The following is a 24,580-nucleotide window of genomic DNA, read 5'->3' as shown; positions in this document are numbered from 1 at the left end:
ATGAATTTTGTTTCAACGCTCTCTCTTTCTTGGCGCAAATCACTTCTGTTTTGTGTTGCGCCAAGATATTAGATTCAAAGGGAAAACTTATGTTTATTTAGCTGGCAAGAGCCATCGCTTTGGAGGCGGCGGTTTTGCGAGGACGAAAATCTGTTTCTCTTTGCTGAGTAGAGGCTGTTGCGCCTTCATGTGTTACTATTGAAGGCTCAGGACGTTGAGCAGTTTGTGAGACGCTTTGTTGTTGATGCAAGTTTTGCGCTCTCTCAGACAGTTCATGGCGTTCTTGTTTTGACTGCTGAGTTTCTGCAATGCTCTCTTTTACTTGTGTTACAGCTGTTGCATAATTGTCAAGGGCATCAATGAGGTGAGAAAGTCCCGCTTCAGCATGTCTGCGTGCTTGATTTTTAAAGCTACCAATACCAACACCAGCGTATTTTTTAAAAGACTGAGGATTTCCGGCAAGTTGCTGTGCGAGCTGTTCTATTGTTTCAGGGTTTTGGAAAAGCTCTTCCACCTGTGATTGCAAAATATTTGATTGGCCAAAAACAACAGTGGACCAATATTGGATTTGGGCATGGTGTCTTTTGACTTTTGAATGTTGGTGGATTTTTGTAGAAGTTTCTTCTTCTGAAAGACTTTCTTTTTCCCTTTGAGAACGATCCGGTTTTTTTAGGAGTTCAGTAACAGCTGCCTTTCCCATGAGGCGTTCATAGTTTTTGAGTTCTTGCTCTGGAGATTGTAAGAGACTCTCTCTTGCATGTTTTACAGCTTCTGTATAACCATCAATGGTGACACAGAGGTCGGAAAAACTTTCTTCTGCTTGTTTGCGTGCTTGATTTTTAAAGCCCAACATACTGGTGCCGGAAAGTTTAGCGATGCTTTCAGGATGGGCAGCCATGCGCCATGAGAGTTCTTCTCCTGTAGCGGGATTTCTTTGAATTTCTTGCATCTTTTCTTGCAAAATGTTGGGGTTGCCATAGGCCTTTGCGGATAAACGTTGGATTTCTTCTTGATAGGTTCGAACCAATGAATGGTGTGGAAGCAATAGAGTGATTTCTTCCTCTGAGAGGATTCTTGTTGGCCTTTGTGAAGAAGCTTGTGGAGCAACTGTTGCACGTGTTGTTTCAGGTTCTTGTGGTTTTTCGATCCCGCTGTCTCTTGTGAGAGGCGTTGTTGAATGCGTCATTTTAACGGATGTCTGTGCGTTTTCTTTCCTAACAGTTTCTTTTTCTAAAACAGAGTGTATTCCCTCATCTTCTTCCGGTATCGATGATAGTCTCTTGCTTTTTGAAGGAGCTTCTTTAGGGAGGGGGGAGACACCTGAGACTTCTGCCGCTGCTTTGTCATAGAGTTCTATGAGTTCTTTTATTGAAGAGGATGGAAAAGGGTGGGGGTGATCTTTTTTCATGCATGTTTCCTTTCAAAAATTGTTTTAGAAAACCTCTTTGGTGCATTCCCCACTTTTAGTTTTGATAACTTTTACACAAAGGAAGATATCGCACTGAACGCGCCCAAAGATCCGCGCTATTTGCACCCAGTCTAATGGAGCTTTGTGTCTTTTATACAGTTTTTTTATGAAACTTTATCAATAAGTTATAATAAATTACAGGACCCATTTTTAGGACTGTTTTAGGACTATTTTTTGTAACATTCTAAAACAATTCTTGGCGCAATCACGATAAAATGATTTGCGCCAAGAAACTCACTGAAAAAGAGATTATATTAAAAACAAAAATTGATCTGTTTTTATGTTTATGCCCCCCTTACATGGCATAAGCCATCCCTTTTTCTCCGTGTCTTTGTCGTTGTGGACTGTGCTCTGGACTATTTTGTTCTTGTCCTCTTTCGTGATGACGATGATGGCGATGGTGTCCTTCAGTTTGCTGACGATTTTCTTGATGGCGTTTTTGTTCCGCTTGAGGGGTTCGCGATAACTTCTCTGTTGCGTTTTCTACAGCTTTTGTATAACCGTCAATGGCCTCAATGAGCGGTCTAAAACCCTCTTCAGCCTCTTTGCGTGCTTGACTTTTTAAGCCAAGTGCGGAGCGGCCAGCAAGCTTATGTATAGATTCAGGATCTTCAGCAAGTTGATTTGAAAGCTCTTTTCCTTTACCGGGATCTGTAAGTATGCCTTGCAAGTGTTGCTGGAAAAGCTTGTCATTGCCATAAACAATTTGACCCCAATGCATGACCTCTTCTCCATATGCTTGGACCTGTGGATTTTTTAAAAGCATGACACTCATTTGTTCTGCTGTGAGGGAAGATGAAGGTCTTCCTCTTTGTTGTGGAGCAACCTCTGTATAGTCGGTTTCAGATTCTTGTTGCCCTTGAGCATGGTGTCTGCCTCTTGAAGGAGAAACGCTGCTAACGGATGCGTATGTAACTTCAGCTTCGCGTCTTGGGGGAGCAACCTCTGTATAGTCGGTTTCAGGATTTTCTCTTCCCTGATCAGGACGTCTCCCTCTTGAAAGAGGATCAACTGTGCTAACGGATGCGTATACAACTTCCTCTTCTGGATTTGGTCTGCGCTGGCCTCCTCTGTTTGGTTTATTAACTGTTGCATAGAGGGCTTCTGGATTTTCAGAAGGGTGTGGGTGACTTTTTTTCATGGCTGTTTCCTTTCAATATTTTAGAAAACCTCTTTGGTGCATTCCCCACTTTTAGTTTTGATAACTTCTAAGGCAAAAGAAGATATCACACTGAATGGCCTCCAAAGATTTCGCGCTATTCAGAGACAGTGTAACGGACATTTGTGTCTTTTATACAGTTTTTTTATGAAATCTTATCAACAAGTTATAATAAATTACACGATCCATTTTTAGGACTATTTTTTGTAAGATTTTAAAACAATTCTTGGCGCAACGGCAATGAAACGATTTACGCCAAGAAATTCCATGAAAAAGAGATTACATAAAAACAAAAACTATCTGTTTTTATGTTTATGCCCCCTTACATGGCAAAAGCCATTCCTCTGTTGCCCTCTTGTCTGCGTTGGTGAGGGCTGTGCTCTGGACTATTTTGTTCTTGTCCTCTTGCGTGATGATGACGGTGATGATGGTGATGTTTGTGTTCTGTATCTCTTTCCGGACTTTCTTGTTTTAGACCTCTTTCTTGCTCACGTGTAAATTCTTTGTGGAGCTTTTGTGTTGTATGTATATGCTTTTCAAGAGCTGAGTAAAGGTGACGAAAGCCATCTTCGGCCTCTTTGCGATCGGGGCTTTTTACGCCAAGGAGTTGCCTGCCTGCAAGTTTCCCAGGGCTTTCAGGATTTTCTGCAAGGTCCCATAAGATTTTTTCTGTATCCTGAGGATTTTCAAGAATTTTAGCAAGTGGTCCATTCAAGGCATGCTCGTTACCATAAACAACTTTGCACCATTCTTGGGTTTCTCTTACACCATATTGAAAGTCTACGTTTTTTAAAAGCTTTGTCGTAATCTCATCTTTCGGGGTTCTAGGAGGAGGAGTTGTTCCTCTGCCAACGCCTTCGTAGAGGGGATTTTCCCGTTGTTGGGATTCTTGTCCGCCTTCAGCACCCATGCCAACAGTTGCATAGACAGATTCTATTGGTTTTTGGGGAGAAAGCCCCCCATTTGCTCCGTGATTAATTTCTGCATAGAGATGTTCCTCTGGCCTTTGGGGATATCGCAGATCCTGAGTGCTCCCGCTAGGTGAGTCGTAGAGGGGGTTTATTCGTTGTTCGAATTCAGTCTCACCCGTTGCCAGATCAACGATTGCATAGGGATCTGCGAGTTTTTCAGCACGTCGCCCATTGCTCGGATTCCCACCAAGCCTGTCATAGGGATTCCCTAGTGGTTTTTGGGGGGCATAGATCGTTTCGGTTGTCTGTGGTGCATAGACAGTTTCTAGTGGCCGTTGAGGAGGCGTGTCATAGTCACTGGGAAACTGTCTTGTGTTAGATGCGCTAGCATTTGCTTGTTGTATTTCTTCTGGACTTGGTATGCGCGGGCCTTCTCTTCTGTTTTGTTTATTAACTCGTGCGTAGAGGGGCTCTTGGCTTTGGGTTTCTGGGTGTGGGTGACTTTTTTTCATGGCTGTTTCCTTTCAATATTTTAGAAAACCTCTTTGGTGCATTCCCCACTTTTTTGATACCTTTTAAGACAAAAGAAGATATCAAATTGAATGGCATCCAAAGATTTCGCGCTATTCATGTTGGCTTGTAATGGACATTTATGTCTTTTATAAAGTTTTTTTGTGAAATCTTATCAATAAGTTATAATAAATTACAGGATGCATTTTTAAGACTATTTTTTGTAACATTCTAAAACAATTGCGTTGGTGCAATGGTGATGAATAATTGGCGCCAAGAGTTCTGTTGGAAGGCAAAAATTGGCGCGTTTTAGCCGGTAAGAGCCAGCGATGAGGAGCGACTAACTTTTAAGCTGCGGGCTTGATATTGTGCTTCTTTGGTGTTTTTCATAGTCTGTGCAATTTCTTTTGCTTTGCTTTCTGATGTACCAAGAAGGCACGATAGTCTTGTATGATCTTTTTCGTCTATGGCTTTACGATCTTCTGAGGAGAGACGATTGTGTAGTTGGCGTGAAAAGTGATGGAGTTCTTGTCGTAGTGCTGGAGAATGCAATAAAGCTTCCCTTTGTTGTTCTTCTGATAAGGCAAAAAGGTTTTGTAAATTTTTTCCAGGTTTTTCAACAGCATGGCTCATGCGGTTTTGTTCTCTTTGATGATGCTTCAGAATTTCATCTTTTGTTTGTTGGGTTATTGTACCATAATTTTTAAGGGCTTGGCTGAGTTGTGGAACAGCCTGTTCGGCTTGTCTGCGATTAGAACTTTTCATGCCAAGAATTTTTCTCCCTGCAAGTTTAGAAATTGATTGAGGGTCTTGTAAAATTTCATCGGCAAATTGATCTCCTAAGTTTGGAGCTGCCGTTATGATATCTAATTTTGTCTTTAAGGCGTGGTTTTTACCATAAACACGTTTTGATAAATGTTCGATTTCTTTGCGGCTTTCTTCAACATAAGCATCATTTGAAATCTTCATGAATAACTCTTCATGGGTGAGAGGGGCTAATGTTTCTTTTGGGATCAGTGTTTCTTTTACATTTTGAACATTGGATTTTTCAAAGCAGAGGCGGTCGCCGTTGCGTAATGTTTTGATGTGTTCTGGGGAGAGATCATCTTTGTGCCCAACGACGAAAGCCCCCTCTACTTCCATAACAAAACCTTCTGCTGAAGTGCCTCTAAAGATGCCATCATAGGTTACACCTTCTTTTGCTGCAACAACAACACGATTGTTAATTTCATCCAGTCCAGCTTCTCTCATCTGGGAGATGAATTCTTTTAAAACAAGGGATTTTTGCGGATGTGTGATATCTTCAAAAAGATCTTTCATCGGTTGGGGATTGCCATGTTGTATCGCTTCAATACAAGCGGCTGTCATGCGTTCTTTTGTGATGAAAGAGAAGTCAATGGTATGTCCTGCTGCTTGTCCAAGTTTTTCCATAAACATTCGATTGACGCGCCCATTGCCTTTTCGAAAAGGATGTGCGTGCTCGAGCTTCATAAAAATTTCAGCGGCACTTTCAGAAAATTCTTGGCGTGATAAGCCTTGTAAATTGTTCTTTTCGCTTAGTGTTTTTTCGAGTTGTTGGAGCTCTTTTTTTATCTGCGGACCGATGGCAAAAGGAACTTCATAACCTTTTGGACGCATCGCTGGCATATGAGCAGTGCTGCCATCTTCAAACGTAAAGGATGTATCGCGGGTTTGTCCAGCCCATTCAAAAGTTTTGTGGAAGAGGCTCCAGTGGATTAATTTGAGATAAGTAGTATCAAATTTTTGTGGGGGTGGTTCATGGCGAAAATTAATAGCTTCTTTAGCGGCGTCATGGGCACTGCGTTCATATAGTTTTTTGGGGTCTTTGATGCCATATTTATTTTTGAGTGTTTTGGTTCCTTTATATAAATAATTTTGCTCTAACATATCATCTCTCCTTAAAGGTTAGGGGGGGGGATGCGCGTTTTAAACGCAGTATGTTGAAAGTTCCCCTTCACGTGTATGAATGGTTGTATCAACCCTTTTGTAAGGCTTTTGAAAAGCTTTTGGTTGTGAGGGATGCACAAAGCTCTGTTGCGATTGTTTGCATGCCTATTCCTTGTTTCATTTATTTTAGCTTCTCTGATGTTTCTTTTTGTTTATGATCCTGTTGTGCTGTAAAATACTGATATTTAAGATGGCGATATGAATCCCATAAGGGGTCAAAAGACAGATTTTTGATAAATCGACTCTGGGGGAAATCTTCATCCTTTGAGGTGGGGGCAAGAGGTCAAAAAGAAAAATATTGTTTAAAATTTTCGCTGTTTTGCCTTTAATAAAGTTGTTTGCAAGAGTGCTTTGATGAAGGGACTGGATATGGCGGAGAGGATCGCTCTTGATTATCGGAAGGCTTTGGGACTTTTCATACATAGTGTTGAGGGTGGGAAGTCTATGGATCAAAGCAGTCATCAAGAATTTTTCTCCATTATGTTTTTTTATTGGTTTATGCTGACATCTTGTTTATATGTTTATAACAAAATGTTTTTTTACTTTGTGTTGTTGCTCTTATTATCTTGTGTTACTTTAAGCCCCATAAGAGGGGAAAAGCTTTTTTTGGTGAGAGAGAAAGGTGTTTTTTCAGCCCTTGATAATTAAAATAGAACACAAAATGATATCGTAAAGAGGGAAAACCTTGTATAAGAATGATTTATTCATTTTGGTGTATATCTTGAATGTTTTTTGGGAAAAATCAATGTTTGTTGTGTGTGGGGGGTGAGTACTCTTGTCTTAAAGAAAAATCTTTTGTTGATTATGTTCTCTAATAGATATACGTCCTTTACGTAAAACAAAACACCATTGGGTTACTAATTCACGGGCTTGTTTTAAAGAGACATCTTTTAACACATCCATTTGGCGACGGTGCTCATAAATGGTACAACGTTAAAGCCTCCCATGAAGTGTATAAAATCTATTGAGCTTTCCCATTTTTACGCTTCATAAAGAAGCCGGTCCCCTCACATATTTTGAGTGCCTAATATTTCGGACAAAACCTTGGGCCTTAGAGGCGGTTCATAAAAGGTATGCCTTTCTTGTACAGTTTCACTCTACATGAGGCCCTCGCTTGTGACATGCAGGCGACAGAGTTTTGATTGATGTAACACAACATGGAACAGATTTAAGATGAGAGAATCTTATGCTATTTAGTCTCTAATTTAACAAAAAATATAAATTATCATTTATAAATCAATATGTTATATAAATTATATATGAAAAACTTTGTATAAATGGGTTCCTTTTCCAAGTGGATATATTAGTGTCGCTATTGGTTGGGTCTATGGGCGTTTTTTATAAAGACCTTTTAAAGACTGCTGATAAAACGATGCACAAAATATAAAAAGGAAAATTACGGATTTTTTGACCCTGTTTTTCTTGTATGTGGGCGGTTATTTTTTGTTCATCGGCTTTTAAAAAACAGGAATTTGTGCTTTTTTTGTCAATATCTCATCGGGGGGTAGTTTTTCTTTGTGGGGTAAAGCAGTTTTTTGCAGCTGAGGCTAACATTTCTTTCCTTCTGAAAGAGATGGCGCAACCACATCGCAAAGGGACTTGCATCAGAATAATTTGTTCATCTTGACGCATTTCTCGAATAACTTTGTGGGGAAAAATGAGTGCTCTTTTAAAATATTCATATAACCACGAAGATCTACTTCATCTAAGACAAACAAAATAGGCTTTTGTAGCTTTCGTCAGTGGTAATCATGACGTTTAAAAGGAATTAACAATTATCCTGTCCAATTGCTCTGGATATGGTGTATATGCTATGTGCAAAATTGGTGGTAGGGCGCTTAAGTAATCTGTTTTTTGCATGTATGATAAGAATATTAAAATATCTCTTCCACATAGTTGTTTAAATCAAAAAACAAAGTTTCATATTTTTTAGCTGGCCATAGCAAGTGTATTTGAACGATTTTGGGTGCGTGTGTAGAATTGGCTATGAGCGTTTCTTGCTTTTTGAACAATGTCGGTAATTTCTTGTGCTTTCTGTTCTGATATACCAATACTTTGTGCAAGCGTTTCATAATCTTTGTTTGTGATCGCACTACACTCATTTGATGAAAGACGATGTTCTAAACTGTTTATCAAAGTGCGGAGTTCTCGGTATAATTGAGGAGATTGAGACAAGATTTCTCTTTGTTTTTCCGGTGATAAAGCAAAAACATTTTGCAAGTTTTGGCTGGGCTTTTCTACCGCCTTTCCAAGGCGTTCTTGTTGAATTTTATGATCTCGAGTGATTATATTATAAGCAGCTTCTACAGTATACACATAATTTTCAATTGCAAGAGAGAGCACATCAAGATGATTTCTAGCGTTTACACGTGCCGGATTTTGTAGACCGCATATACTAAAACCTGCAAGAGGAGAAACAGAGTGCGGGGCCTGTTTAATCTGATTAGCAAACTGTCTGCCTAATTCTGGATTTTTAATAATCTCTTCTATCTGTTCGTTTAATGTGTTTGCGTTGCCATAAACAGTTTTTGCGTATGTTCGGACTTGCTTTTGAGCTTTGAGAACATAACTATTTACCGCAACTGTTTTGGAACATTCACTTTTTGTGAGAGGCGCTAATGTTTCTTTTGGAATAAGCGTGTTTTCAAGCTCTTTGCTTTTAGGGGCGGTAAAGGTAATGGTATCACCAGATTTTAGTGTTTTTAATCGTTCTGGTGTTAAATCATCTTTGCTACCAATGATGTAAGTCCCTTGCACATCGAGTACAAAACCTTCTGAATAACAACCTTTATAAGTTCCCATATAGGTTTCTCCTGCCTTTGTTGCCATAACAAGGCGACCATCCACGTTGCGTCCCGTATTGTTTATGTGCTCCATAAATTCTTTTAAAAGACGTATTTTTTGGGGATTGGAGATATCTTCAAAAAGATCTTTTATTAATTGTGTATTGCTATATTGCATTGCTTCGCTATAGGCAGCCATCATACGTTTTGGTGTGACAAGCGAAAAGTCAAGCTGATGTCCTGCAGCTTTGGCGAGATTTTCAAAAAAGATTTGTTCTGTGTGCTCATTGCCATCTATGAATGGGTGAATCTTGTGAAGAGAATGAAATAGACTTGTTGCTTCCTCGACAAATTCTTCGCGCGTTAAGCCTTGCAAATTGTCTTTTTCGGCAAGTTTTTGATCTAATTTTTGTAAGTTTTCAAGGATTTCTTCACTGGTTGAAAAAGAATTGCCCCATTCCGTTCTTTTCATTTCTGGCATGGCGGCAATGCTACCATCTGCAAATGTGAAAGAAGTATGGCGCAGATGTCCTGCCCATTCAAAGGTATTTTTAAACAATTGTTGATGGATATAACATAGATAAGAGGAATCAAAATATTCTGGTAGAGCTTCTGCAAGCAGATTAACCTTTGCCTGTTCTGTATCATGTGAGCATTTTTCCAGAAAGAGTTTAAAGTCTGTTTCTCCATATTTATTTTTGAGGATTTGTGTACCAGGATAGAGATAATTATGGGGAGAAGCTACAGATATATTTTTTGCTTTTGCTTTTGGCATTGTTACCTCCTTATAATGTTGGACTTTCCATGAGAGTCTTAAACTCTTCTCGTGAAATATTCCCCCCTCGCATATTCTTTTGAGGTTTCAAGCCTTGGATAAGGGAAAAGAATCTGCTCAAATTCATGGGTGTTTTTGAGTGTATCAATCCTTATCTTGGCATTTTTTTCTTTTACTGAGAAAAAATGGTTCATTTGTGTTGCTGTAATGCATATTGTCTTTTTATTTTTTTGTAGAAAGATTTTATTCAAGCGATTTTTCTATAAAACAGCTGTCTTCAAAAGCCTCTCGATGGGGATCTCAAGGCGTAGACATGATTGGTATGCATTGTTTGGTAATGGAGGGGATGCTTCATAAAAAATATTGATATTGGTGAGCACAGCTATAAAAATACCATTTAAGGACTCTTTCCCCTCATATTTTTTTGCTGGATCATGGGGAAATTTCTTTTTTATAGGCTTTTATGAAATAGAATCTTTGCTTTTATCCTTTGATGTTGTTGTTTTGATGCATGTCTTCATTAGAGTATGTTTTTTAGTTTTTCTGTGCTTTTGGGGCAAAGCGGTTTTTTGCAGCTGCGGCTAACATTTCTTTTCTTCTGAAATAGATGGCGCGACCACATCGCAAAGGGCGTTGGCCTTGCATCAGAATAATTTGTTCATCTTGACGCATTTCTTGAATAACTTCATGGGGTAAAATCAGAGCTCTTTGTTGGTAATTGATGTTGTAAGAGCTCTTTCCTAAAGATAAACCTCTTGATTTGCTTGTTCCGGTGACTTCAACGGTCATTTGACCACAGCGTTCTGAAATGTCTTTGGCTGTTTGAAGATCTTTAATGGCAGCATAGCTAACAAAAGAGCAGCTTTCAAACCATGAACGTGCTCCAGATTCTCCAAAGTGATTGACCAACTGACCAGAAGATTGATAGAAGAGCATTAGGGATGTTCCGTATTTACGTCCACGATCACGCGCTTCTTCTAAAATATTCATATAGCCTAGAAGATCTACTTCATCTAAGACAAATAAAACACGCTTTTTATATTTACCGTCTGCTGTAACCATGGCATTGAGAAAGGCACCAATAATAACACGTCCTATCGCTGGATAACTGTTCAAAATGCTTGCGGGAAGATTGAGAAAAACATCCGTATTGCCATTGGCGATATCTGAGGAAGAAAAATCATCCCCGCAGACAAGATCTGCGTAATTGGATAAAGAAAGCCATTGGGTGTCTTTCGAGGCGGTTGTATAGACTCCTGAAAAGGTTTGCTCTGCCATTTCTGTAAAAATACCCACCATTTCACGAATAAAAGGAGAAGGCGTTGTTTCTTGGATCATGCGTAATTGATTGATAATAGCTGTTTCTGATTGAGAGAGAATTCCACGCAATGTTTTTAAATTGCGCTCCTCGTCTTCGTATTCATCAGAAAATATGACATGCGCAAGAAGAGCCGTTAAAAGATTATGGGCTTGTGTCGAGAAATATTCCGCTGAAGAATTGTCTGATTTTTTATCTGTGAGAAGCAATTTGGAAAAGCTAACAATATTTGCTTCACGTTGTGTGCGGGGTACGCTGTCATCTAAAAGCCAATCGATGACATTAAAACTTTTTGTTAAAAGTGAATTAGGATCGAGAACAATAACATTTCTATTGCCCATTTTTTGACGCGCAAATTTGACCATTGGGGCAACTTCTGTTGAAGGATCAAGACAAATAACAGACCCAGGATAGTTTAAACACGTAGGAACCACTGTACTTGTGGTTTTATAGCCACCAGAACCAGCAAAAAAAATCATATGGGTTGAACCAAAATCAAGATTAAAAGTTAGCAAAGGTGCTGTTCCACCTTTGCCCCATGTTGTTTTATTGCCAGGTGCAAAGGGAATTTTGCACACATTATCTTGATCAACACGGTATCTTTCTCCCACAACAATTTGCCCATTGGCAGGAAAGATTTTTGCTGCCTCTCTTAAATCCATCCATGAGGCTTCACCAAAAACACCTTTTTTGGCACGCTTAACCTTATTTTTAGGGGGGGAGGTTGTTATGAATTGAATAATGGAGAAAAAAGCACCAATGATGATGCCAAAGACAACCATGGGATCCATGAATTGAAGTGCATAGCTCCACGTTATTCCTTGTTGGCCCACATAGGGACTTAAACGTTTTATTTCACCTCCAATATAGTAAAGAGCTGTGGTTCCAAAAAAGGCAACAGAGACAAAAGTGATTGTTTTACGCAGGTGCAGTTTTTGCGAGAGACTATACAACAATGAAACAGCAGCTGTTAGGGCTAAGACTAATAAAGGCTCTGAACGAAGAGTCCAATAAATTTGATCGCTCTTTAGTCCATTTGTTATCAGCAACAAAAAATGAGGGACAAGGAATATCGTTAAAGCACCTAAAGCAATAGGAGTTAAAATAAGTACCATTTGTGTCTTGGTATATTTCATTGTATTTTACTTTCAATTCTCTTTAGAATTTGCTGTGAAATGCTCTTTTTTTCAGCTGTGTAATACTCTTTTTGCAAAGCTGCAAGATAATGCTAACCCGTTTTCGTTTATGCGCCTTACTCATGAAAAAGGAAGGTTTTATCCATCCTTAGCCGGCCATAGCGAGTACATTTGAACGGTTGACTGTGCGCGTGCAAACTTGTTGGTGTACTTCTTGGGCTTGCTTAACGGTTTGTGTAATTTTTTTGGCTTTATTTTCTGATACACCAATGCTTTGAGCCAATGTCTCATACTCATTATTTTTGACAGCTTTATGTTCATTTTCTGAGAGACGGCTATTGATGTTTTTTACAAAGGTAGTCAGCTCTTTTCGAAGTTCAGGATTTTTTGCTAAAGCTTCTTGCTGTAATTCTTTTGGCAAGGAAAAAAGATCTTGCAAGTTTTTACTTGGCATTTCTACTATTTTTGCACGGCGAGCTTGTTCTGTTGCATGTTCTTGCGTAATTGCCTTCTCCGCATGTTTTACAGCATGGGCGAAATTTGTAACAGCACTACAGAGCATATCAACATGATTTTTAGCATTTGCACGTGCCTGATTTTGTAGTGCAAATAAACTGAAGCCTGCAAGATGAGCAACAGAGTCTGGTGCTCTTTCAATCTGATTGGCGAGCTGTTGACCTAAGGCTGGATTTTTAATAATCGCGACCATCTGTTTGTCTAATGTTTTTGCATTGCCATAAACAATTTTTGCTAACTTTTGAATTTGGTCTCGAGTTGTGTGGACACAGGCATCTTCTGCAATCATTTCGGCTTTTTCATTTTTTGTCAAAGGGGCTAATTTTTCTTCAGGAATGAGTGTTTGTTCAAGCTCTTGGGCTTGGGGAGCTGTAAAAGTAATTTTATCACCGGGTTTTAATGTTTTTATTTGTTCTGGTGTGAGATGTTCTTTATTTCCGATGATGTAAGCACCTTTCACGTTGAAGGTAAAACTTTCATGACCAGCACCTCTGTAGGTGCCTGTGTAAGTTTCACCTTCTTTTGCAACCATAACAGGGCGATCATTAACCTTGCGACTGAGATTCTTCATGTTATCCATAAATTCTTGTAAAAGACATGTCTTTTCTGGATTGGAAATATCTTCAAAAAGATGTTGCATAGGTTCTAGATCGCCGTTTTCTGCTACTGCAATACTGGCAAGCATCATGCGTTCTTTTGTGACAAGCGAAAATTCAAGTTGATGGTTTGCGGCTTGAGCAAGTTTTTCAAAAAAGATTCGTTGTGTGCGTCCATTTCCTTCTCTGAATGGATGGATTTGGTTGAGAGAGTTAAATAAGTTTATTGCTTCAGAGTTAAATTCTTCGCGCGATAAGCCTTGCAAATTATTCTTTTGGCTAAGCGTTTGATCTAATTGTTGTAAGCCTTCTTGAACTTCATTACCGATTGCAAAAGCATGTTCCCAGCCTGTTCTTTTCATTTCTGGCATGGTGGCAGTGGTGCCATCTGCAAATGTAAAGTGTTCATTGCGGGTATGGCCAGCCCATTCAAACGTTGTTTTAAATAACTGATAATGAAGATATTTTAGATAGGATGAATCAAATCGTTGTGGCGATGGTTCTTCGCGTAAATTGACTATTGCTTTTGCTGATTCATGGGAACATTTGTCAAGAAAGGCGTTAAGGTTCTTTATTCCATGTTTATTTTTTAGCGTGACGCTTTTAGGGTAAGTATAATGATAAGGTGAAGGGATTCCTTTTGCTTTTGGCATTGTTACCTCCTTATAATCTAGCATTGTCCATAAGAGTATTAAATTCCTCTAGTGAAATATTCCCTCTCGCATATTCTTCTAAAATTTTGAGCGTTGTGGAATGAAGTGTTATTCCCTCTATTGCATGGGTGCTGATCGCTGTATCAACCGCTTTACGACGTTTTTTCAACTCTTCCGCTGTCATCGATAAAAGATTTTCTGTCGTCTTTGTCAGCATTTATTCTTCCTTTCCAGCTTTTCAATAATTGCCATAAACAAACCTTTTTTAGCAGGCGTGTTTTATCTTTAGTTACCGCCAAAGATGTTTCGTTGTTTGAATGGGTCATAATAAATTTCTGTGACCTTAAATTTTCCTTCAACCCGTTTGCATTGGATGATGATATCAATCATTGAAATCAATAGACCTCGAATATCATCACGTTCTAAATCACCCCCTCCCTCACTTTCTTTAACCAAAAGGGTCATTTGCTCAAAGGCAGCAAGAGCTGTTGAGGCATGAACCGTCGTAATGGAGCCTGGATGGCCAGAATTGACATTGCGGATATAATAAAAGGCTGTACCATCTCGAAGTTCTTGCAAAAGAATACGATCAGGACGCATCCGTAAAGATGATTCAAGCAATTCTTTGGGGCCAACAGAAGCTAAACCTTGTCCATCTTTTGAATAGATCATCGAGACATGGTTAGGGTGCGGTATCACCAATTCTTGTGTGTCTTCAATGGTGATAATACGCTCGTCTTGAGGAATTTTGGCGATCAATGCTTTTGATAATGTTGTTTTCCCCGAACCAGTCTTTCCCGCAATCAAAATATTTTTCTGGCATTTTACAGCTTGATTTAAAAAGGAGACAAAGTCTTTATTGCAATAAGCATTGGCTAAATTATGTTCGATGATTTTGAGTTCATTAAAACGCGTATGATAATCATTCAATGGCGTGAAAGATACCTGCTCACATAGCGAGAAGAGACCTTTATTGGCAAGCTCTTCGAGAGAAAAATTCTGCGATGATGGTTTGCGAATTGTCATACTAATTGTGTCCTTTTCGACAGCGGGTGGAATGACAATTTGAATGCGCTCATTGCCTGGGAGGGTCGCTGATAAGATTGGATTCTTATTTGATATATTTTGCTTGGAATAAGACGCGACAACTTTCGCAATCCCCATAAGCTCATTAAAAGAGAGAGCCGGTGCTTCTACTGTTTTCCAGCCATCTATCCCTTCCGTCATTACTTGATAGGGACGATTGATAACAATTTCAAAAAGACTCTCATCTTTCAAAAAAGCACTGATGGGTTCAAGTTTTGTGAGAACAATCGCGACGGTTTCATCGCTCATGGTATGTAAGGTTTGGTTCATTCTAAAGGTATCGCAGAGTTTTTGTAAAAGTTTCTTGAAACAGCTCGATTGATAATCTGTTTTTTGTTTTCGATGACTTTTAATTTATAAACGCCGGAAAAATCCAAATCGCGGGCAACGAAAACGTTCACCATTTCCCCTTGGTTTTTGGATAAGGTTGGAGGAATATTGGCGTAATTTTCGACAATAATATTTGCAATGTTTTGTCCTGAAGAGAGTGTTTCATGCTCTTCTTTGTCTTGTTTTTTTGATAAACGTTTATTGGCATAGTTTGTTACATCTTTTATCAGGGATACAAGAAGTGCAGATCCAATCCTCTCTAACCAATGATTATCAATATCACCGTCAATACCAGAGCGTCCTAAACTGTCTGTTGCCGGTGAAGCTAAGGATATAATGATACCATTGGGGGTTTTGGCTCTATTCCATAGCACAAAGAGACGTTTTTGGCCTTTTTTCAATCCGGCGCGATACTCACCAACAATTTGGGTGCCTTTATCAAGAAGCACAACACGACCATTGTCTGATAAAATATCTCTGGAGATGATACAACTGGCAAAACCTTGTTGATCACTGTTGATGGCTGTTTCTAAGATACAAGGGATAGAAGTTCCCATCGTGATGATATAATTTCGATTGCCAAGGGTTGAAGCACGAATACCTTCAAGCACTGTGGGTTTGAGAAGATGATTAAAGCGTTGTGTTGTTTCATCAGGCTTGCTTTCCAGTTGGTGAGGCAAAGCGTTTTTATTGATTTGTGAAACTGTTTTGCCTTGTTGTGCATTCGCATAAGCTAATACAGGAGCACGTTGTGCTGCTTCCAACAGAGGATCGTCAGAATTTAATTGATTGATCTTGGGGGTTGGTAGCTCGACTTTGGGTAACAGAGCGTTATTTCGGTGCGCCTGTTCAAGGGAAGGGGAGGTAGGCTTTGCAGGGCGGAAAAGTTCTGTTTGTTTGATAACTTTTCCTTCTTTTAAAGATTCAATCGCTTGTTTTTTCTCTGTAGGTTGTTTTTTGTCTGTAACAAGCGTTGAATAGGCTAAATAAAGACAGACACTGAAAAGAATAACAAGGGCGATTGCTTTGCCTACATTGCTCTGTTGACTTTTTCCTTGAGCATTTTTTATGGTATCACGATCATTAATGTTTTTTTCATCCACGGCGTTATTCATGGCTGTTTCCTATGTTCACTTTACGTTGTACAGATGGTGATGTCGTTCCCGTTTCAGGATTAATTCCTTCTGGGGTGAACTTTTTATTAAAGATGCACAAGACTTCATTTCCACGCCGTAGCGTGAATTGTGCCGCTGTCGCATGAACAATAACCTTGTTGCCTTTAATTGATTTTGGAATAAGAGCTTCTTGCCCATCAGGCGTTACAAGGTAAATGCTGGGGATTTCAACATTGCCTAAAAAGGTAAAGGTTGTTGTTTTCCCATTATCATAAACAGAAGAAGGTTCAATGAGGGATGAGCCTTGGGCTTCATAAGCCCAGTTGCGTGGTCCAAAATCCTCATGGATATTTAAAATATCATTGACAAAATTTTCTTCACGTTGTTCGGCTTTTGCGGCTTCGGCTAATTTTCTACGCAAGGCTTCATCTTCTGGATAACGAAACTTTACTAAAAAATATGTCTCATTGCCGGCTGAAACCTCACCTTCACGGATTTGCAGCTCAAATTGATATGACCGCTTTGTTCCATCTTGGCGGCTTGTGACGATTTGTAAATTGGTCACAGGTTGGACTTCACGCGGTTTGAGAAAAACAAAGTGGCCAGCCGGCGCAACTTGCCAAGCAACGGAATTTCCAATTCCTACATAAGTGACTTCTTCATCATCCGCAAATTCTAGCTGAACGGAAGAGCGAATGGAGCCAATGATTTGTACGACGTTGTAGGGGTCATAATTGACAAATCTGATGCGGTTATCTTTACGTGCACTGACAGGCGCTGTTTCTGCAAATGAGAGGACTGTGTGAAAGCTGAGAGTGAGCGTAAAAATTAAAAAGATGGTTTGTAAAAGTCTGATCATTTTATCACCTCTGGATCAGATCTATATTCCGATACTTGAAAACCAAGGGGGTTGATGAGACGATCAGACGTTGAAATGTGTGCGTTAACGTAAGAAAAATTTAAAATTGAAACCCAATGGGAAATATTTTCTTTTTCATTAAAGTCTCTGACCGTTTTATAGTAACGAACTTGAATAAGATCTTTACTTATAAAAGAGATTGATTTGATTGTGACTGTCGCAATCATGTTATGATAAATATTTTGCGGACTTTCTGGATTATTGCCCGCGTACCATTTTGCAAAACGGTTTTGTTCTTTTGGAGAAGATAAAAGAGAGACTAAGCGAAAACTGTTTTCTGCTTCTGATGCTTGAAAACTTTCACGAGCCCGAACATATTGGCCAGCAAAATAACGCGTTATCGCTTCATCATAATCGTTAGGGGAATCTTTTAGGGCGCTTACAGTGTCAATGATGCCTGTTGAGTTATCAACGCGGATAACAAAAGGCTCTACCGTTTTCAAAGGCGTTAAAGCTGCAACAGCTAAAGCGAGCGCAATCGTCATCAAGCCAAAAAGCACCGTTAAAGCCATGGAAATTTTCATCCGCATGCGCATGCTATGCATGCGATCAATGTCAAATGAGCGTGCTTCTTTTATATATTGTTCAAGGGCATCACTTTTCACGCGTAATCTCCACAGTTTTATCAGTTTTTGCTTCATGAATAACCGACTTTAATGAAGCTGAATTAAGCACCGAGTTTGCTGTTGCTTTTTCACTTTCCAAAGTATTGAGAATGATGGGTATGGTAGCAGACTTTACGGATTTTTCTGGGTGGACAACGTTTTTATTTTCCCAATTCCACTTATCTTTATTTAAAGCACGTGTCTGTTTGCCATTACAGCGTGGTGGTTTTTTGGGGCCACTCAAAGAGGCACAGCCGGCAAGCGCTATCGTTAGGATCATAACAAAAGTTATTTTTTGTTTCATTTTTTGAACTCACAAATATCTTGGAATACAATGCATGAGAGCCTTTTATTTTGAACACTTTTACAAGTTTATGTGATGCAAGATTGTGCTTGGTTTTGCTGTAAGAACCAAAATGTTACGACTTTCATGGAACAAGATCACGGGGCGTGCGCCAAAGGGCGCACGCAAGGCAAAAACAAAAATGCTTATTCTTTTAAGTAAGTGCTTTATCTTAAAACCGTCCACGACCACCACCTCCAGATTTTCCTGCTTTTGCCGCCGCGCCTGCCGCACCTTTACCGGCAGCTCCTGAGATTTGTAAAGTGGCACTTTTTATTGCATTACCACTTGATCTTACTCCATTGGCAACCATTGTGAAAATCTGTCCTCCTGAAGAGACACCAGCGCTAAAGTATGGTCCGCCAGAGGCCAGTGCTGTTGCAATTCCGGGAAGCGCACGGAAGATAATAACCCCTATGATCGAAATGACGATGACAGGGGGGAAAAGAATGTAGATTGATTCATATGAAACTTTGAGGACCTGTAGGATTACTTGACATATAATTGTTCCAAGCATGATCACGAGAACTTGTAAAATGGTAAAATTGATCAAAGTTGTAATCCATGCATCGGTGTATTTTCGCGTTGCATTGAACAAATATAAACTAATGAACAGAGGTCCAAGACCTATAATCATCACGAGTGCAACTTGTGCAAACATTTGGACAACAAAACCACCTATACAAAAGAGAATAACGGCTAGAAGCATGATAGAACCAAGAAGCCCCACAACGATTTTTTCAAAAAACCAAGCATTGTATAAGACTTCTTGATAGCGAGAACTGGCCTGCAACAAAATAAAATCAAAAACATTAGAGCTTGCAGGATTACTGTTCAAAGCATTCCCAATCGCGTTGGACAAATCATTGAAGAAAATATCTTTGACATACGTATTAAATGTATCCGCATTCGTTGCCATTGTTGTCACAACGACGATTTTAACAACATTATTGAGAAGGCTATGCATGGAAAGCGCAACGCGACCTGTCATAACATTATAGCCATAAAGAAAGATAAAAATGATTGCGGCAAGATTTAAGGGTGCTGAAATAGCAGAAGATAAACCACTCACCGTTGTGTTCATCACATTGTCGAGAGGTTTTAAAATATACCCAGAAATGCTTTCAAAGGGAGAGAAACTATAGTCTGACATCTGCACCAGTACTTCCAATTTTTTCTTTTAATTTTTCTTCTTTTTCTTTTAATTGTGCTTGGATATATTTATGCTTTTTTTGCTCCTTTTCTTCACGCAGCTCATCTTTTGTCTTCGTATCTCTTGCTTGAATCATCGCCAAAGACTGAAGTTTTAAAGAACTTGCCTGAAGATCCGCTTGAAGAAGAGAAGCTTTCACTTGAAGCTCTTGCTGAAGGGTCTGAAGTTTCTGCAATTTTTCAAGTTTAGACTTTTTTTCCGTCTCTGTTTCAGCTTCAGCTGTTGTTTCTGTTGTATTTATTTGTGATTTAAGTTGTTCAAGTTGTTCTTTTATTTCGTTGATTTTTTTTGTCGTTTCAGTTGCAGTTTTATAAATGGTTTCTGCGGTTTCTGATTTTGCAGCATCTAATTTTTGGGTGTTTTCGAGAGCTTGTTTATAATATTCATCTGCATCGGGGGACATTTGTGAGAGTGCATGAGAAATAAAAGAAAAAGATAACAATGTTACTAAGCCATATTTTTTCATTGATTTTTTCTCCTTTGATAAAATATGGGCAGCCATTTTTCAGGATCTGCTCCATATTCATTTATAATTTCATTCATGAGTTCAATATTTTTGGTTGTACCGCTTAAAACGGCGATCTCATCGTTCATTTCGCGTAAGTTAAGTTCTGCAACGACGGAACTTTGTCCTTGTTTGATAAGAAAACGACGGGATTCTCTGCTTAATTCTGACTGTATCAGTTCAAATTCACGCTCAGTAAGTTTGAAAGCTTCAACATAATCCTTGTAATTTGCTTTTTGATTTGGGAAAAATATTTGGGTGGGGCATTGCTCAATAATTGTGTGCGCGATTGTGGAGTTTAAAGCATCTTTGGGGCTTTGTGTTGCAAAGAGCATCATGCCATTTTGTTTACGGATTGTTTTGAGCCGATCTTGCGCAAAAGCTTTGAATGAATCATCTTCTAAAGCTTTCCAGAACTCATCAACGACAATAATGATGCGCCGTCCGTCAATCAGATCAAGAATGCGGTGAAAGAGATACATCATCAAGGGACGCCGAATTTCTTCGTTATCTAAGAAATCGGTCATGTCATAGCCAATGAATTGTGCATTTAAATTGAGATCATCTTGATCATTATCAAAAACCCATCCTAAATCATTGCCTCTAATCCAGCGTTGTAGCCGTATGGCAATCCCTTCTTTGGATGTGTTGTCAAAAAACAGTTGAAGGGCACCAAGAGAGCGCTGTGTTGGGGGTAAGTTTTCTAAAGAATCGATGGCTTTGGCGATATCTTGTCGTTCTTCTTCGGTCACGATTTGCCCTTCAGTGCTCACAAGCTTTAAGATCCAATTACGAAGAAAGATTTTATTTTTTTCGCTGTATTCCATGCCCTTTAAGGGCGCAATACCGGTAGGCTGTCCATTTTTTAAAGGTTTATATTTTCCACCTCCAGCGCGTACAAAAATCTCTGCGCCTTGATCTTTGTCAAAAAAAACCATGGTCGGATTGTGTTTTTGTAATTGTGCAAGAAGAAAATTAACAATCACTGTTTTACCAGATCCCGATGGACCACAAACAAAAGTATTTCCAAGATCACCATAATGAAAATTAAAATAGTAAGGTGAAGCAGCTTGTGTTTTTAGCAATGCGACAGCAGCCCCCCAAATATTATCATTCAATTTGCCAACGGGGAAAGAATGGAAGGGCGATAAAGCGGCAAAGTTTCTACTGGTAATGGCGCCTGAACGCGCACGATAGCTAAAGTTTCCAGGCAATTGCGCCCACCATGCGGCTTCTAGTCCTAAATCTTCTCTGGCTATCACGGCTCCCCCATTGGTTAAATGGGAGCGTGCTTTTGATAAGTTCTCAGTCAATATTTTGGGATGATCGGCAAAAACAGCTAAAGAAATGTGATGTTCACCCAAAACAAAACGGTTTGACTCTAAATCATCCAGGGCCTCATCCAATGCATCAATTTGTGAGCTCGCACGGTCGGCTGCATTAATCATTTGATTTTGCTTGCGACTCATAATTGCATTGGCGGCCGCTTTACTTTTAAAAACAAAGGATTGTGTTAAGATGAATTCAAATGGTACCGTAAGCAAACCATCGGTCATTCCTGGACGTGTTTTAGAAGGGTATTCTTTCCAGCCAAACATGCCGACAAAGCGTTCATTGCTTTCATGGCGAATTTCGATAATTTCTTTCCCAAAAATAACACGATCTGAGTAAATCGTTGAGGCAATGGTGCCAAATGTGAGTGGAATACGTTCACGTCTTCCACCCACCAGTTGGTGGAGAAATTCACTTTGTTCGGAAAATAAAAGTCCTTCATGTTCATAGATTGATAGGAGACGGACTCCATATTCTTCTAAACCTTGCATGAGATCTTGGCTTAACTCTTCGAGTTTATGAATAGCTTCTTCATCGGGTTCAGATTGCGTTTTTTTTGCTTTGCTCAAGCGCTGAAAAAATGCTGCCAGTTGTTGTGTTTTATCTGCTGCGGGATTCCAAAGCAGCGAAATAAACAGATCATTTCGATACAGCTCTTGCGAAACCATTTTCTTTTTGTATTTTTCATCTAATGTGGTTGCAAAAGACGAAAGAAAATGGCCTTCTGGATAAATTGTTTCACGACGGCGGATGATGTGAGAATATAAAGCAACCCGTTCATCTGCGATATTTTTCAAAAGAGTATTTAATTGGTTGTGTAAAGAATTTAATTGGTCAATATCAGCAGTGTCAAAATTTACACCTTCAACAGCCATCACAATCATTAAACAGCGAGAATTTAAAGCAATGACATGATGGTTGATGTGGCGTATATAGGGAATATATTCTTCAGGCAAAGTTTCCCGTTTCATCATTGACATCTGTTTCACCGTTTTTGTTCCTTCAACTTAGTTCTTTATAATTGCGGACAAGGCGTAAGGGGGAGGTAGACCCTCCTCCCCATCGGTTGAGGTTTTTTTGCTTTCCTCTTGTATTGAGCCATGCAAATAATACGCGAAATTGGTTGTGGTCATGCTTTGTCACTTCTCGCAAAATAAAGTGCATCCCAATCCCAAGACCAAACATAGTAAAACCACTGGTCAAAATGAAAAGAATGGATGTCGCCATGACATTAAGCGCCATCGCTTCCATTGTAACACCGGCAAACATGGCTGGACGTGTACAGGCAAGAAAAAGGGTATCTTCATTCATTCTATGTTGTGCCCGCTAATTTAGTGACGAGAGTAGGGGCACCAAAAACAATAGCAATACCCAGAACACAATAAGCTGCTTTGCGTAAATCAATAAAGCCATACATCCAACCAATACCTACAGCAGCAACACATATAATGGCAATGAGCCTCGCCGTTCCACCCGTCATCATTGTGACAATGTTGCCTAAAACACCATCAAGATTCCCAAAACCACCTCCACTAGGAGCAGAAGCAGCATAAGAAAGATCGGATACAAACACTGCTGTAAAAAGCAGCATGGTCACGATAAAAATGATGTTCTGGAATCTATGATCTGTCATTTTACCTCTCTTTAACAAACGATATTTGTTCATATCTCGACATTCCATTACCTCTAACAACTGGAGAATTCTGTTATTTTATGACAGTCTAAACTCCTCGTTTTTTATTTAAAAAGTCTTGATAGTGGATCTGCTCACTCTCAAACTCTTCTTTTTCAAGAGACAGAAGTCTTTTCAAATTGAGAGTGTGTTATATGAAAATGGCAATTTTAAGTTGTGCTTTTGGTTAAGACAACAATATTAAAACAAGGTGAGAGAGAATATTATTCTTTACAAAATGTAGTTAATGTGTAACACAGGTATTTCAATTTTTTCTTTAAAAACAAGGGGATTGCTAGTAAATAATGTGAAAGGATAAAAAACAATGAATTTTTTGAGCGAGCGTGTTAAGAGATGCTATTTAAATTGATTGTTATTATTTACATTATGGGTTCCATAGTGTGGGGATTAAGCCAATATAAAGATAAAATAGATTTTAGCGTTCTTGAAACATTGAAGACGCAAGATATCCAAGATATTGTTGATCTCTATCGAGAAGAAAAAAAATTGCGTCAATCGATCACTAAACAACCATTAGAAGAAAATGAACCAGCGCTTGATCTACAGAAGAGTGTTTTATCAAACGATGTTGCAAATAATGCTGTTGTTTTTCATGGTAGGGCATCGGTTACAAGTGGGGTTACATTTAAATTACTAACACCTTCTGCACAATCTTGGCGATCCCGTATTACTCGTGATATTCATCTTTATGGTGTGGACACATGCGCACCACGTCAAAAAGCAAGATTAAAGAATCAAGAATGGCCCTGTGGTGCGGTTACAACGGCTTGGCTTGTCACCAAAACACTTGGACAGGATTTATCCTGTAAGCAGGCTTTTATGCACAAGGGTGTTTATTATGCGCAATGTTTTGTTCAAGGGGTTGATTTAGCCGAGGCAGGTCTTACAGAAGGTATGTTGCTCCTCTCAAAGGAGGGTGAAAATCCTATTCCAGCGCAGTATTATCATGCGGAAGAAAAAGCACGTGACAACAAGATTGGTCTTTGGTCAAGCGACTTCACTGAACCTTTAAAATGGCGGCGTGATAATGGATCTTATAACCCGTTTTCTGACTTTTGATAGACTGTGACGAACATATTTACTTAAACTTTTATGAGAGAAAACTTTACCAATAAAATTGCAAATTACTATAGGATAAATTGGAATAAGCCGTGAGAATATTTGCGTTTTTTCATAAAGGTGAACGGATAACACTTTTATTTTTAAGAGAGATTGGCTCTTAAAATGGCCTTTTTTCCTTGTATGTTTTCAAGGAGAAGGGGAATGGTATTTGGGGAGGTAAAAGGTTTTTCAATATTTGCACTTGAAGGAGAAAGTGAGAAGATAAAAAATGCTCAAGAAACGGGTTTGTAGAGTGGGGTTGATAAAGGTAAAAAAATGAACACTTCCCAAAATAATGGAATGTTTGATATAACTGATAAGTATTTCACAATGGCTTAAAAGAATTCATAGCAAAAGATTTTTTTTAACCAGAATTTTGTTTTCAGTATTGGGTAATGCGGTTTATTTCTTCAAAGTTCGTCAATCTGTCGCATGCTTTATGAAACTTTAAAAGCTATCTTCTTCTAAAATCATTCTTCCAAATGATGGATCTCAAATAGGACCTTACGAAAAAATCTTTTTAAACATGATTTGTATCGTTGGTA

At 39.0% G+C, this 24,580-nt stretch carries 19 protein-coding genes and 1 pseudogene; 1 reads left to right on the top strand and 19 read right to left on the bottom strand.

What is annotated here, in order from left to right; all coding sequences use genetic code 11:
- Nucleotides 1-97 precede the first annotated feature (97 nt).
- The 19 genes and pseudogenes from PVV66_RS06815 to PVV66_RS06720 all read right to left on the bottom strand — a co-directional run bounded on the left by PVV66_RS06815 (nt 98) and on the right by PVV66_RS06720 (nt 22,874).
- On the bottom strand, nt 98-1,408 hold the full coding sequence (locus tag PVV66_RS06815; protein WP_273719043.1) for a BID domain-containing T4SS effector: 1,311 nt from the start codon (nt 1,406-1,408) through the stop codon (nt 98-100).
- Nucleotides 1,409-1,763: 355 nt separating this feature from the next.
- A complete protein-coding gene (locus PVV66_RS06810) occupies nt 1,764-2,609 on the bottom strand; it encodes a BID domain-containing T4SS effector (RefSeq protein WP_273719042.1) in 846 nt (281 codons plus the stop codon).
- Nucleotides 2,610-2,949: 340 nt separating this feature from the next.
- On the bottom strand, nt 2,950-4,050 hold the full coding sequence (locus PVV66_RS06805) for a BID domain-containing T4SS effector (protein WP_273719041.1): 1,101 nt from the start codon (nt 4,048-4,050) through the stop codon (nt 2,950-2,952).
- A gap of 307 nt (nt 4,051-4,357) precedes the next feature.
- Nucleotides 4,358-5,956, bottom strand: coding sequence for a BID domain-containing T4SS effector (locus PVV66_RS06800; protein WP_273719040.1), 1,599 nt, complete (start codon nt 5,954-5,956; stop codon nt 4,358-4,360).
- Nucleotides 5,957-7,510: 1,554 nt separating this feature from the next.
- Nucleotides 7,511-7,693, bottom strand: a pseudogene (locus tag PVV66_RS06790) (type IV secretory system conjugative DNA transfer family protein); the annotation flags it as partial.
- Between the two features lie 252 nt (nt 7,694-7,945).
- Entirely contained in the window at nt 7,946-9,574 is a 1,629-nt protein-coding gene (locus PVV66_RS06785; protein ID WP_273719039.1) for a BID domain-containing T4SS effector, read from the bottom strand.
- A gap of 534 nt (nt 9,575-10,108) precedes the next feature.
- The gene (gene traG / locus PVV66_RS06780; protein WP_273719038.1) at nt 10,109-12,028 is read right to left on the bottom strand and encodes a Ti-type conjugative transfer system protein TraG; all 1,920 of its coding nucleotides are present in this window, start codon (nt 12,026-12,028) and stop codon (nt 10,109-10,111) included.
- Between the two features lie 148 nt (nt 12,029-12,176).
- Nucleotides 12,177-13,793: a BID domain-containing T4SS effector gene (locus PVV66_RS06775; protein ID WP_273719037.1), complete on the bottom strand. Its 1,617-nt coding sequence runs from the start codon at nt 13,791-13,793 to the stop codon at nt 12,177-12,179.
- Between the two features lie 10 nt (nt 13,794-13,803).
- Nucleotides 13,804-14,010, bottom strand: a complete 207-nt coding sequence (locus tag PVV66_RS06770; protein WP_273719036.1) for an antitoxin VbhA family protein — start codon at nt 14,008-14,010, stop codon at nt 13,804-13,806.
- A 68-nt stretch (nt 14,011-14,078) separates the two neighbouring features.
- Entirely contained in the window at nt 14,079-15,149 is a 1,071-nt protein-coding gene (gene virB11 / locus PVV66_RS06765) for a P-type DNA transfer ATPase VirB11 (RefSeq protein ID WP_273719035.1), read from the bottom strand.
- Nucleotides 15,146-16,324 (bottom strand): type IV secretion system protein VirB10, encoded by a 1,179-nt coding sequence (virB10, locus tag PVV66_RS06760; protein ID WP_273719034.1) that lies wholly within the window; start codon nt 16,322-16,324, stop codon nt 15,146-15,148. The genes virB11 and virB10 overlap by 4 nt, the downstream gene beginning before the upstream one ends.
- Entirely contained in the window at nt 16,317-17,183 is an 867-nt protein-coding gene (virB9, locus tag PVV66_RS06755) for a P-type conjugative transfer protein VirB9 (protein WP_273719033.1), read from the bottom strand. The genes virB10 and virB9 overlap by 8 nt, the downstream gene beginning before the upstream one ends.
- Complete coding sequence (locus tag PVV66_RS06750; protein ID WP_273719032.1) at nt 17,180-17,884, bottom strand: virB8 family protein; 705 nt, start codon at nt 17,882-17,884, stop codon at nt 17,180-17,182. The genes virB9 and PVV66_RS06750 overlap by 4 nt, the downstream gene beginning before the upstream one ends.
- The gene (locus PVV66_RS06745) at nt 17,838-18,152 is read right to left on the bottom strand and encodes a type IV secretion system protein VirB7 (RefSeq protein WP_273719031.1); all 315 of its coding nucleotides are present in this window, start codon (nt 18,150-18,152) and stop codon (nt 17,838-17,840) included. The genes PVV66_RS06750 and PVV66_RS06745 overlap by 47 nt, the downstream gene beginning before the upstream one ends.
- Nucleotides 18,153-18,363: 211 nt before the next feature.
- On the bottom strand, nt 18,364-19,344 hold the full coding sequence (locus PVV66_RS06740) for a type IV secretion system protein (RefSeq protein WP_273719030.1): 981 nt from the start codon (nt 19,342-19,344) through the stop codon (nt 18,364-18,366).
- Nucleotides 19,331-19,870: a type IV secretion system protein VirB5 gene (locus PVV66_RS06735; protein WP_273719029.1), complete on the bottom strand. Its 540-nt coding sequence runs from the start codon at nt 19,868-19,870 to the stop codon at nt 19,331-19,333. Before PVV66_RS06735 ends, PVV66_RS06740 begins: the two co-directional genes overlap by 14 nt.
- Nucleotides 19,867-22,221: a VirB4 family type IV secretion/conjugal transfer ATPase gene (locus PVV66_RS06730; protein ID WP_273719058.1), complete on the bottom strand. Its 2,355-nt coding sequence runs from the start codon at nt 22,219-22,221 to the stop codon at nt 19,867-19,869. The genes PVV66_RS06735 and PVV66_RS06730 overlap by 4 nt, the downstream gene beginning before the upstream one ends.
- A 22-nt stretch (nt 22,222-22,243) precedes the next feature.
- The gene (locus PVV66_RS06725; protein WP_273719028.1) at nt 22,244-22,552 is read right to left on the bottom strand and encodes a type IV secretion system protein VirB3; all 309 of its coding nucleotides are present in this window, start codon (nt 22,550-22,552) and stop codon (nt 22,244-22,246) included.
- Nucleotide 22,553: 1 nt separating this feature from the next.
- Complete coding sequence (locus tag PVV66_RS06720; protein WP_273719027.1) at nt 22,554-22,874, bottom strand: TrbC/VirB2 family protein; 321 nt, start codon at nt 22,872-22,874, stop codon at nt 22,554-22,556.
- 393 nt (nt 22,875-23,267) lie between these two features.
- Between PVV66_RS06720 and PVV66_RS06715 the strand changes: the two genes are divergently transcribed.
- A complete protein-coding gene (locus tag PVV66_RS06715) occupies nt 23,268-23,993 on the top strand; it encodes a hypothetical protein (RefSeq protein ID WP_273719026.1) in 726 nt (241 codons plus the stop codon).
- The last annotated feature ends 587 nt before the right edge of the window (nt 23,994-24,580 follow it).

Source organism: Bartonella sp. AU16XJBT (genome assembly GCF_028618665.1).
Taxonomy (GTDB): domain Bacteria; phylum Pseudomonadota; class Alphaproteobacteria; order Rhizobiales; family Rhizobiaceae; genus Bartonella.
This window is presented reverse-complemented; position numbering and strand designations above follow the sequence as displayed.